Raw genomic sequence first — 12,864 nt, 5'->3', positions numbered from 1 at the left:
TCTAAAACCACTTATTTATTTCATATGCTTCATTTGTTTTTTTACTGCTTTTCCCCTACAACTATAAATATTGGGTTATTTGCCATAAGCATCATAGATTTCCCCTTAGCTTTGGCTACAGTTATTTGAGATATATCAACTTTATAATTTAAATTTTTCAAAGTCTCTACAGCCTTATATAAATTAGCTACTGTTATAAAATTTAATACTATTTTTTTATTTGGTTTAAGCATATTGCCATAAAGTTCTATAATTTTATCTATATTTCCACCACTTCCACCTATAAAAATACCATCGAAAGTTCCATCTATATAATCTAAAGCCTCTAATGCTTCTTTCTCTATTAATATCATATTTTCAACATTAAATTTCTTAATATTCTCTTTAGTTGTTTCTATAGCATCTTTATTCATTTCCACGGAAATAACTTGTCCCTTATTGCAAATTTTACTCATTTGTACAGAAACTGAACCAGTACCTGCTCCTATATCTAAAATTCTATAATTTTCTTCAAGTTCCAGTTTACTAACACTTAAAACTCTTACTTCCTCTTTTGTCATCGGACAATTGCCACGAATAAACTCTTCATCTTTTATAAATTTCATTATTATTCACCACCATATATCCCTATAATAATTTTAAATTTTCTCTATATATATAATGGAAATTCCATTAAATTCTACATTTATGAATTCTTTTGGTTCACCTTGAAAGATCTGTTCATCTTCATATGATAAATTTTCCCCTATATATACCTTACTTTCAAAATTATTTTCATATAGTAATTTACATAACTTTTTAGGTGAATTATTTTTATCTGTAAGAAATATTCCTGATCCTTTTTCTTCTATAGTTGTTAGAAATTCTTCTTCTCTACCATGTAGACTTCCTAAATGAACCCCATTCCAACATTTGCAAAGTTTGGACATAAAGTACTGAAACGAACTTATTCCTGGTATGACTCTTATTTCTCCATTAAAATTTTTCTTTATATAGTTTGTTATTCCATAAAAGCAAGGATCTCCTGATGCAATTATTGATATTTCTTTTTCTTTATTTTTATCAATATATTCTAGTATGGAATTTAAACTATTTAATGGCATTTTTTCTTTTTTTATATGATCAATACTTTCAATAGCTCTACTAAACCCTAATATAACATCACATTTTCCCATAGTTTGGGTTGCTACTGGTAATATATAATCTTTATTTCCTGGTCCAAGACCAACTATATAAACCATACTCTACTCCCTACTTTCTTTTAAGGAACTAAATAATACTCCTCTTTTCATAGAATACATTATTGCATCTACTTTAACCTCACCATATGTATACATTTCCATTCGTTTTATAACTTTATTTCCTATACTTTCATATAGATTTTCAAAACCATCACCTAAAAGTTCAACAGCACCTTCTGTGGTTTTTTCATTATATACATTAGTTACTAATTCTTTATCATAGCCCATAAGAGCAAGTTCTAAAGCTAAAGTCTCTAACCTTACATCACATACCCTACTATGTGTATTAAATGCACCACTAGCGATTTTGCATAACTTACCTATATGCCCTACTATTGTTACTTTCTTAATTTTTTTAGCTACAACAGTTTCTAAAGCCTTCCCAACATAGTTAGACATAATAACCATATCCTTAGTGCTTAAATTAAACTTTTTAGCAAAATCTTCCCCCATATTACCAAACAATAATATAAGTTCACTGCTTCCACTTTCAACCTTTTGATTTATCTCTAACTTTACTGATTCAATAAGGGCATCTTCCGACATAGGCATTACTATTCCTGTAGTTCCTAGAACAGATATCCCTCCAACTATATTCAATCTTGGATTAAAAGTTTTCTTTGCTATTTCTTCTCCTTTAGGTATAAATATAGTTATCTCAACTCCAACATTTTCTGGAAGTACCGCTTTTACTTCTTTTTCTATCATAGTTCTTGGTACAGGGTTTATTGCAGGTTCTCCTTTTTTTATATAAAGCCCTTCTCCCATTACCTTTCCTACACCTTTTCCGCCTTTTAGTTTATATCCATGTTCTTTTTTAGTTGCTCTTGCAAAAATTTTAATTCCATTGGTAACATCTATATCATCTCCACCGTCTTTGATGACAGAACACTCAACAAAATCATTTCCAAATTTTACATCATGGATGTCTAATGAAAGCTTAATTCCCTTTGGAGTTATTATTTCTATATTCTCAATAATTTGTCTTTCTATATCATAAAGCATCTTAGTTGCTGCTTTAGCTGCCGCTGTAGCACAAGATCCGGTAGTATATCCACACCTTAACTTTTTACCATTTGCTTCTACGTATAAATCTAACATAATATTCCTTCTATCTTTCAACCATCATATACATTATTGCATTCATAATTGAAGCGGCTACTGCACTTCCACCTTTTCTTCCTCTAATAGTTATATAAGGTATATCATATTTTTCTAAAAGTTCTTTACTTTCTTTAGCTCCTACAAATCCAACTGGTGCACCTACAACAAACTTTGGTTTTACTTTTCCTGCATCAACAAGTTCTAAAAGTTTAAATATAGCTGTTGGTGCATTTCCAAAGACAAAGAATTCTACCCCTTCTTCTACAGCTTTCTCTACACCTGCCATTGAACGTGTTATTCCTTTTTCTTTTGCCTCTAATTTAACATCTTCTCTAGCTACAAAACATTCTACGTTACAATTCAATTTTTTTAATGCAGGCTTACTTATTCCTGATAATGCCATATTAGTATCTGTATAAATCATCTTTCCTTCTTTTAATATTGACTTAGCTTTGTTTATAGCATCCTCACTAAAATGTATTATATTTTGATAATCAAAATCTGCTGTTGTATGTATAACTCTTTTTACTACTTTTAATTGTTCTTCTGTAAAATTATGTGGAGCCATTTCTTCTCCAATTATCTCAAAACTTTTTTCTTCTATTCCCATAGGACTTTTCACGTAATCTCTCATAATCTATATTCCTCACTTCACCTAATTTTTTAATAAACTTTATGTTTTTAATATAATTTATTTGTTAATTATCATTTTCCATTAAAAAATTCAAAAAATCCATATTAGAAAAGAAATGTGTATGACAGTAACCTGCTAAAGTATTCTTTTTTAAATATCCACAAGTCCATTTTTTTATTTTTCCATCAAATCCACTTTTGGTAACATTATAAACTGTTTTTTCATTTAAACTAACTTTTGATTTATGAAACTCATGTCCGTTTATAGATTTTTTCAAGCCATCTATTTCATTAGTACAATATCCAAAATTTTGAAGTCTTGTTGTCATTTCAGTTTTTCCTTTAAAGAAACCAACCATTTCATAGTAATTCCCATTTAAATCTTCTATTCCTTCAGTAAGATACATAAGTCCTCCACATTCTGCATAACATTTCAAACCCTTTTCTAATGCATCTTTTATAGAATTTCTCATAGTAATATTGTCACAAAGTTCTTTTCCAAAAACTTCAGGATACCCTCCACCTATATATATAAAGTCTATATTTTGTGGTAATCTCTTATCCTTCAATGGACTAAAATATATTATGTTTCCACACTCCTGTAGTAGCTCTAGATTCTCTCTATAATAAAAACTAAAGGCTTCATCCTTCGCTACTGCTATGTTAAAGTTCCTATTTTTCACATGATATTTATCATCATATGTATCACACTGCTTTAAATCAGCCATGAGACTATTTATATTTATATTTTCTAATATATGGTTACTACACTTATCAATTTTATAATCTATATCATCAGTTTCGCTACATTGAACTAAACCTAAATGTCTAGATTCTAATGTTAACTCTTTATCCTTCGGAATATATCCATAAACTTTTATTTTACAATGGGTTTCTATTATGGTTTTTAAAAGATTATAATATCCTGGTGCTATATTATTTAAAATTACACCTTTTATGTTAGTATTTTTGATAAACTCATCTTTATAATTTAAAATACCTTGTATTTCTGCTGCTAAAGTAGCACTTTGAGCTTTTGGACTTAAAATTAAAATTATCGGTAAGTTTAAAACTTTAGCTACGTGCGCTGTTGAAAACTCACTGTTTATTCCTTTACCATCATAAAGACCCATAACTCCTTCAACTATAGCAACATCTCCAATACCTCTAGAAAAAGAAGCTTTTACACCTTCTTCACCCATTAAAAATAAATCTAAATTTCTACTTGGTTTTTTCGTTATGTGCTTGTGAAAAGCTGAATCAATATAATCTGGTCCCACTTTGTACCCTTGAACATCATAACCTTTTTTCATTAGTGCTTTCATTATTCCAAGTGTAGTAGTGGTTTTTCCACCACCACTACAATTAGAAGCTAATACTATACCTTTCATAAAAATCACACTCACTAATTTTCATTTAGCCATTGAGAAGCTTGAATTGCATAATATGTTATTATCAGTTTTGCACCTGCTCTTTTTATAGAAGTTAACATTTCAAGGGCTGATGCTCTTTCATCTAATAATCCATTTTCACTTGCACATTTTATCATTGCATATTCACCACTTACATTGTATGCAGCTATTGGAATGTTAAAAGTATCGTATGCTGCCTTTACTACATCTAAATAAATCATCGCTGGTTTAACCATTATAATATCAGCACCTTCTATTATATCTGCTTCTATTTCTCTTAATGCTTCACGACCATTTGCTGGATCCATTTGATAAGTTTTTCTATCACCAAATTGTGGTGATGAATTAGCTGCTGCTCTAAATGGGCCATACATTGCTGAACAATATTTAGCACTATATGCCATTATTGAAACATAATCAAATCCATTAGCATCTAAAATATCTCTTATAGCACCAATTCTTCCATCCATCATATCAGAAGGTGCTACCATATCAGCTCCTGCTTTTGCATGAGATAAAGCTATTTTAGAAATAATTTCTACTGATTTATCATTAACTACTCTTTCACCTTCTATAATTCCACAATGTCCATGGCTTGTATATTGGCACATGCATACATCGGTAATTACAAATAAATTTTTATCTAATTCTTTTATTTTTCTAACTGCTCTTTGAACAATTCCATTTTCCTCAAAAGCAGAAGTTCCAACTTCATCTTTATGATCTGGAATTCCAAAAACTATAACACCTCTTACTTTTGCTTTTTTAACTTCCTCAATTATTTCTGGTAATCTATCTAAAGACCAATGATAATTCCCTTTTAATGATGAAATTTCTTCTTTTATATTTTCACCTTCAACTGCAAATATAGGGAATATGAAATCATTTGTATTTAAGATAGTTTCTCTAACCATTGATCTTATTGCATCATTTTCTCTTAATCTTCTTAACCCTGTTAACATTTAAAACACTCCTTATGTTTTTTATTCTTGGATCTTATTTGTTATATATTTCTATAAGTTTATCTATCATTCCATCATTACTACTTTTATCACATACAATATGTTCTATATTGTTTTTATTAAGTTCTACTGAAGTTATAGGTCCTATAGATAATACAGTCTTATTTCTTATTTCTTCAATACTTACAAGTTCTATCATATTAATTACGGTGCTTGGACTTGTAAATACTACTACATCACATTCTTTAAATCTATTTAAACCAACAGCATCCCCAAGTTCTGGTTCATATATATGACACTCATCTACTATACATCCTTTACTTTCTAATGCCTCTACTAAAAATGTTCTTGCTTTTTTAGATCTTGGAAGAAGTATTTTGTCATTTTCTTTTATAAACTCCTTCATATGTTCAAAAAGATTTTCTGCAACATATTCTTTAGCACATAAAATTGGAACTACTCCAAATTTTCTTATAGCTTTATCGCTAGCTGGTCCAATAGTTATGAATTTCGCTTTTATATTTCTTATATCTATTTCTTTTTCTATTAGATAGTTAAAGAAAATATTAGCTGCATTTGCACTTGTTATTACGACGTAGTCATAGTGACTTAATTTTTCTATGTATGGAGTTAATTTTTCACTAGTTGGCTTAATTTTTATTGAATTTATTTCTGTTACTTCTCCACCTAAATCTACAAGTTTTTCTCGTATTTCTCTACTTTGATTCTTAGTTCTTGTTATACAAATATTTTTTCCAAATAGTGGTTTTCTCTCAAACCAATTAAGCTTATCATGGAATTTAACAACATCACCAACAACAATTATACTTGGATTTGCAAGTCCATTTTCTAGAGCTTTCTCTTTTATATTTTCTAATGTTCCTACTGCCTTTTTTTGTTTTGATGTTGTACCCCTCATCACTACAGCACATGGAGTATTTTTATCCATTCCATTTTCAATTAGGTTATTAGTAATCAAACCTAATTTTTCAAAACCCATCATAAATATCAATGTACCTTTTAACCTAGATATAACAGGAAAATCTAAATCCATATTATCTTTGCTTTTAGCAGTAAATATATGAAATCCTCTTGCAATGCCTCTATGAGTAACAGGAATTCCACCATAGTTTAAAACAGATATTGGTGATGTCACACCAGGAACTACTTCAAATTCTATATCTTCTTCTAAAAGTCTAAGTGCTTCTTCTCCACCACGGCCAAATATATATGGATCTCCACCTTTTACTCTTCCTACTGTATGACCTTTTTTAGCAAGTGACACTATCATATCATTTATTTCTTCTTGTGTTTTATAGTGACATCCCGGCTCTTTTCCACAATAATAAATCTTTGCGTCACTATTTACATATTTCAAAAAGCTTTCCCCACAAAGTCTATCATACATTATTGCACTACAATTTTTTAAAACATTTACAGCTCTTAATGTTATAAGTTCTTCATGTCCAGGCCCTGCACCAATTAAATATACTTTACTCATTGCTTCTCCTCCTATTATTAAGATAGGACTTTCTATCTGTCTTCTAAAATTAATTTTGCTAATTCTTCACCAAGTTTTATATTATCTTCTATATTACCTTCTACTTTTCTTTTTACTAATTTTTCATTAACCTCATATACACCTATGACTTTCAATTTGCTATCACAGATTTTTGCATATGCACCTATTGTTGAATGACAATCCCCTTTTAGTGCTTTCATAAAGCTTCTTTCTGCATCAACACAAATTCTTACGTTTTCATCATTTAAAGAAGTAAATACTTCTTTATTATCTAAATTCTTAGCTATCTCTATGGCTAAAGCTCCTTGTGCTACAGCTGGAACCATATCATTTGGATCAAAATAATCTGTTATTATATTTTCCATTCCTAATCTTTTAAGCCCTGCAGCTGCTAATATAATACCGTCCAAATTTTCTTTTTCTATTTTTTCTATTCTTGTTTGAACATTTCCCCTTATAGGCACTATATCAATATCTGGTCTTAATATTTTTAATTGAGTTGCCCTTCTTTTGCTACTAGTTCCAACTCTAGCTCCTATTTTTAAATCTTTAAATTTAACACCTTTTAAAGACACAAAAGCATCTCTAACATCTTCACGACACGGTGTAGCTGCTATTTCAAATCCTTCTGGTAATTCATAAGGCATGTCCTTCATACTATGTACTGCTGCATCTGCAAGTCTTTCAATCATCAAAACTTCTAGTTCTTTTATAAATAAACCCTTTCCCCCTATTTTATCTAAAGTTACATCTAATCTTCTGTCACCTAAAGTATCCGTTAGCACTTTTTCACTTTTTATCCCATGTTTTTTTTCTAAGAGCTCCATTACATATTCTGTTTGTACCTGTGCCAATTTACTTTTTCTTGTTGCTAATTTCAAGGTTATTACCTCCATAAAATAAATTTAAAATTTCTTCTCCATATCCTTTGTTGAAAAAATATAAAAAGTCCTTTGAAGCTATAAAATTCATAACTTCCTTTTTCTTGTTTATATCTTTTATAGAATTTCTTATTTTTACAGTAAATTCTATATAATTGTCATACTCCATTAATTTTTCCCTTAATATATCCTTCATAAATAAAGTTGTTTTAGGACTTTTTCCTTTAGTTTGAAGGGCAAAAGTCATATTTTCTGTCTCACCTATAACTGGCATCGTACAAAGACTTTTACTAACTTCTGTAGTATCTATATAAAACTTAAAGTTCTCCTCACAATCATGCCTTATTTTGTCATTTAATTCTTTATCTCCAGTAGCTATAACTACTATATGGGCCTTATTTATTAACTCATCATTATACTCTTCATTGCTTAGTTCAAAGTTTTTTTCGCTATTGTAATTTATAATATCTTTACAAAACTCTTTAGATACTACTTTTACACTAGCGCCCTTCTCTGTAAAAGATTTCAGTTTTATAAAACCGGCCTTACCTCCACCTATTATTAATACCTTTAAGCTGTTTGTTCTAAGTGACAAATATGCTACATTACCTTTCAACAACATCACCTTATTTTTTTGTAATTTACAAACTATTTATAGCTTCTAATAGCTTTAAATTTAATTTTCTATCTTTTATTGCAACTCTCACAAATTCTTCATTTAAGCCTTTATAATTATCACATTTCCTAATTATTATCCCTTTTTCTTTTAATTTTTCATAAAATTTATGACAATTTATATCTTTTAATTTAAGTAATATGTAGTTTCCATAAGTATTATACACCCTATTTACAAATTTTGTTTTCTCTAATTCTTCTAACATTAATTTTCTTTCTATTTTTATCCAATCTATAGACTCTAATATGTATTTTTTATCTTTTAAGCCATATTTAACTGCTACTTCTGCAAAACAGTTTATATTCCATGGATTTTGCATAAGGTTAAAATAATTTATGATTTTTTCATTTGTAGTCAATGCAAAACCAAACCTCACTCCTGGTAACCCATAAAATTTTGTTATAGCTCGTATGATTACTAAACATTTATACTTATTAATTAAATCTACAAAACTTAAATTTAAATTTAATGTGAATTCAATAAATGCCTCATCTATTAAAATTATTTTATTATTTAATTCACAGTAATTTAAAATAGTTTTAAATTTTTCTTTATCAATTACACATCCATTAGGATTATTCGGATTACCTATTATTAATCCTTCACTACCTTTAACCTTATCTAATATATCCTCATAATCATATGTAAAGTCTTCTTTTAGATATGAATACTTTATATCTACACCATGTTTTATTGCATTATCTTCATATTCAACAAATGATGGAACTATTATTGTTATAGACTTTAAAGCTCCTATAGCTAAATCTAAAATTTCTGATGCTCCATTTCCTAATAATACATTATCATGTGTCACTTTAATTTCTCTTTTTTCCATTCCAAAATACTCATATGATTCACTTACATAATCTATTATGTTATCTTTTAAAATTCTATATTTTATATCTGGATATACATTAAGCATATCTACTGCTTCACTAATATTGTTTATAATTGAATTTGGAACCCCTAAAGGATTTATATTAGAACTAAAATCTATTAATTTTTTCCCCTTTAATATTCCATCACTATATATGTCTCCTCCATGTTTCAAAAGTAACACCTCACCTTTGTCAATTTATCATTAGTTTATTAAATTAAACTTCTATATATTATTAAAGCTAAAATCATTATTAAAACAAATAAAATCTCACTTGCATACATAAGTTTAACTGACTTTTTTATATGTTTATAATCTAACTTTGTTATATCATCACCGATGGTTGGTTTATAAGTGACTTGTCCGAAATACACATTTGTTCCACCTAATTGAACTTTTAAAGCTCCTGCTGTAGCAGCTTCTGGATATGCACAGTTGGGACTTTTATGATTTTTTCTATCTCTTATCATTATTTTGAAACTTTCTGTTATACTTCCATTTACTACAAAAGCAGATAAACACATAAGAACCCCTGTTATTCTAGCCGGAATATAATTAAATATATCATCTACATTAGCAGGAAAAAATCCTATATTTTTATATTTTTCATTTAAATATCCTACCATAGAGTCCATTGTGTTTACACCTTTATACATCATTGCAAGCGGTGCCCCTCCAATAAGCGCATAAAATATAGGTGCTATTATTCCATCAGATGCATTTTCAGCAACAGTTTCTACATCTGCTCTTATTATCTCATGGGCTGCTAGTTCCTTTGTATCTCTACCAACTATGTAAGAAAGTTTTACTCTTGCATCTTCTATGTCCTCTTTTTTTAATGAATTATATACTTCCATTGCTGCATTATCTAAACTTTTAGCTGCAATAGTCGTCCAAATTATTATTACATTTAATATGTGAAAAATAACTTTATTTATAAGTGCAAATCTTAATAATATATATGGTATACAGTAAGTCAACATACAAACTATAACTACCATTAATGCTCCTGCTCTTTTTAATTTATAATTATTTTCAAATTTACTTCTAAGTTTTTTTTCAATAATATTTATAAGTTTTCCTATATAAATTATTGGGTGTGGAATCCAATTTGGATCTCCTAATATAAAATCTATAATTATAGCTATAAATATATATATAATATTTTGTTTCAAATCAAAATTAAACATATTTTCACCTCCCTAGAAAAATAATTCTATATAATTTTCTTAGGTTAATTAAGAATTAAGATTAACCCTTACAACTCATTTTTTGATGATTCTAAATGTTTTGTGTAATATCTATTTATATATTTAAAATTCATAACATACAAGTAATAATTTCTTAATTCTTAATTCCTAAGCACTGATTATTTTAATTTAAGAATACGTTTAAATATCATATTCTTTAAGAACAGTTTAAAATGAGTAATCAGTTCCTATTTTTTTAAACCAACTATTTCGTATACTTTATCCATATCTAAAGAACTTCTTACTAAATCAGCTAGTCTATCAAGCTCTTTTTCTCTAAGATTTTCATATGGTTGTGCTTTTTTGCATTCTATGCCTTTTTTACTTCTTAATTCATTAATTATAACTTCTCTAAAATCTATATTATCAAATACTCCATGAAGATAAGTTCCTATTACAGTTCTTTCTTTATTAATAACGCCATCAATATGATCACATTTTTCACCATTTTCTTTTGTTATTCTAAATAATGGATCTGCATTTTCGCCTAATTCTGATACTCCCATATGAATTTCATATCCATAAACATTTATATCTTCTTTTGTTGTATTAAATAAATCTTTATTGATTACAGTTCCTTCTACCCTAGTAGTTACTTTTTTATTTTCAAAAACTGTTTCAATATCTAAAAGACCTAACCCTTCTGTTTCTAAATTATTACTTTCAACTTTATATGGATCTTTTATTTTTTTGCCTAGCATTTGGTATCCACCACATATACCTATAACATTTCCTTTTTTACTATATTCTTTTATTTTGTCAAATAATCCACTTGTTTTTAGAACATTTAAGTCCTCTATGGTATTTTTTGTACCTGGTATAATTAACAAATCAGGATTTTTAAATTCTTCTAAAGATGTTATATATCTAACGGAAACATCTTCTTCAATTTTAAGTGCATCTAAATCAGTAAAATTAGATACTCTTGGAAGTTTTATAACTGCTATATCTATTTTATCTGTAATATTTTTATTTAATTCTACTGCACCATCTTCATCTTCTAAAGCTAATGTAAAATGTGGAACAACCCCCAAGCATTGTTTTTTAGATATATCTTCAAGCATATCTATTCCTGGTTTTAATATATCTACGTCACCTCTAAATTTATTAATTACAGTTCCTTTAACTCTTTCTTTCTCATTATCTTCTAAAAGCATTAATGTTCCCACTAAAGATGCAAATACTCCACCTTTATCAATATCTCCAACTAAGATTACAGGAGCATCTACAAGTTCTGCCATTCCCATATTAACTATATCTCTGTCTCTTAAGTTAATCTCTGCTGGACTTCCTGCACCTTCCATAACAATTATGTCAAACTTTTTTTCTAATTCATCAAATTGATTTTTTAACATATCTCTAAATTTTAATTTAAGATTATGATATTCCATAGCAGAGCTATTTCCATAAACTTCACCATTAACAATTATTTGACACTTTTGATCACTAGTTGGTTTTAACAAAATAGGATTCATATATGCTTCTGGTTCTAATCCTGATGCATACGCTTGAAGTACTTGCGCTCTCCCCATTTCCTTTCCATCTAATGTTATGTACGAGTTTAAAGACATATTCTGTGCCTTGTAAGGACACACCTTATACCCATCTTGAGTAAATATCCTACAAAGTGCCGTAACTAAAATACTTTTTCCAACAGAAGACGCTGTTCCTTGTACCATTATTTTTGCCATCTTAAAAACACCCTTTCCAACTACAATTATTTCTAAAATCAAAATATAATATATAGTTTCAATTAATTGAAAAAACTATAATTTATAATTTAAATTTCATATTGAATTTTCTTAAAAATCACAAAATAAAAATAGATGCACCTGAAAGGGTGCATCTATTTGTTGTAAATAAACTATTTGAAATTTAAACAAAATAAATAGTCCTTTCCCTCCGAAAGCTTTTTAAAATTAGGCAGGTCTCCTGGCTCATGAATCATCCTTCTCTTTGCCTTCCCCTCTTATTTTTAAAAAAGTGGCAATTTTAAAGAGTTGTCATCAATTACAGTAGCGGGGGCTGCTGTGGAATTTAACCACATTCCCTTTTCACTTATTCTAAGCACCTAACTTGTTCTATATTCTTTTTAAATTAAATTACTTGTAAATTTTTTATCAGTTATTTTCGACTTATTTCAATTATGATTATAAAATTAAACAAACTCTATGTCAAGTTTTATCAAAAATTAATGAACTTTGGTATATTTCATTAATTTTAGAAATATATCAAGATTCAATATATCAACAATGAAATTATTAGCAATTTTAAATATAATCTATAAAATTAACTTCTTAGTTTAT

12 protein-coding genes and 1 riboswitch are annotated in these 12,864 nt (G+C 28.3%); all 12 genes read right to left on the bottom strand.

Annotation, left to right across the window (positions count from 1 at the left end; translation table 11 throughout):
• Nucleotides 1-41 precede the first annotated feature (41 nt).
• Nucleotides 42-605, bottom strand: a complete 564-nt coding sequence (cbiT, locus tag ACYUE0_RS09440) for a precorrin-6Y C5,15-methyltransferase (decarboxylating) subunit CbiT (RefSeq protein WP_010296454.1) — start codon at nt 603-605, stop codon at nt 42-44.
• A 33-nt stretch (nt 606-638) separates the two neighbouring features.
• Nucleotides 639-1,241, bottom strand: a complete 603-nt coding sequence (cbiE, locus tag ACYUE0_RS09435; protein WP_460270332.1) for a precorrin-6y C5,15-methyltransferase (decarboxylating) subunit CbiE — start codon at nt 1,239-1,241, stop codon at nt 639-641.
• Between the two features lie 3 nt (nt 1,242-1,244).
• The gene (cbiD, locus tag ACYUE0_RS09430) at nt 1,245-2,342 is read right to left on the bottom strand and encodes a cobalt-precorrin-5B (C(1))-methyltransferase CbiD (protein WP_061994535.1); all 1,098 of its coding nucleotides are present in this window, start codon (nt 2,340-2,342) and stop codon (nt 1,245-1,247) included.
• Between the two features lie 10 nt (nt 2,343-2,352).
• Complete coding sequence (locus ACYUE0_RS09425; protein WP_010296461.1) at nt 2,353-2,979, bottom strand: precorrin-8X methylmutase; 627 nt, start codon at nt 2,977-2,979, stop codon at nt 2,353-2,355.
• A 64-nt stretch (nt 2,980-3,043) separates the two neighbouring features.
• Nucleotides 3,044-4,369, bottom strand: coding sequence for a cobyrinate a,c-diamide synthase (locus ACYUE0_RS09420; protein WP_460270330.1), 1,326 nt, complete (start codon nt 4,367-4,369; stop codon nt 3,044-3,046).
• Between the two features lie 14 nt (nt 4,370-4,383).
• Nucleotides 4,384-5,352, bottom strand: a complete 969-nt coding sequence (gene hemB, locus ACYUE0_RS09415; protein ID WP_010296464.1) for a porphobilinogen synthase — start codon at nt 5,350-5,352, stop codon at nt 4,384-4,386.
• Between the two features lie 34 nt (nt 5,353-5,386).
• Complete coding sequence (gene cobA, locus ACYUE0_RS09410) at nt 5,387-6,853, bottom strand: uroporphyrinogen-III C-methyltransferase (protein ID WP_460270328.1); 1,467 nt, start codon at nt 6,851-6,853, stop codon at nt 5,387-5,389.
• 32 nt (nt 6,854-6,885) lie between these two features.
• A complete protein-coding gene (hemC, locus tag ACYUE0_RS09405; protein ID WP_162266732.1) occupies nt 6,886-7,761 on the bottom strand; it encodes a hydroxymethylbilane synthase in 876 nt (291 codons plus the stop codon).
• A complete protein-coding gene (locus ACYUE0_RS09400) occupies nt 7,730-8,371 on the bottom strand; it encodes an NAD(P)-dependent oxidoreductase (RefSeq protein WP_460270326.1) in 642 nt (213 codons plus the stop codon). Before ACYUE0_RS09400 ends, hemC begins: the two co-directional genes overlap by 32 nt.
• A gap of 25 nt (nt 8,372-8,396) precedes the next feature.
• Nucleotides 8,397-9,482: a pyridoxal phosphate-dependent aminotransferase gene (locus tag ACYUE0_RS09395; protein ID WP_460270324.1), complete on the bottom strand. Its 1,086-nt coding sequence runs from the start codon at nt 9,480-9,482 to the stop codon at nt 8,397-8,399.
• Nucleotides 9,483-9,520: 38 nt separating this feature from the next.
• Complete coding sequence (gene cbiB, locus ACYUE0_RS09390) at nt 9,521-10,498, bottom strand: adenosylcobinamide-phosphate synthase CbiB (protein WP_061994542.1); 978 nt, start codon at nt 10,496-10,498, stop codon at nt 9,521-9,523.
• Nucleotides 10,499-10,746: 248 nt separating this feature from the next.
• Nucleotides 10,747-12,249, bottom strand: coding sequence for a cobyric acid synthase (locus ACYUE0_RS09385; protein ID WP_460270322.1), 1,503 nt, complete (start codon nt 12,247-12,249; stop codon nt 10,747-10,749).
• A gap of 214 nt (nt 12,250-12,463) precedes the next feature.
• Nucleotides 12,464-12,648: riboswitch (cobalamin riboswitch) on the bottom strand.
• Between the last annotated feature and the right edge of the window lie 216 nt (nt 12,649-12,864).

The organism is Clostridium sp. CTA-19 (assembly GCF_054767855.1).
This window is presented reverse-complemented; position numbering and strand designations above follow the sequence as displayed.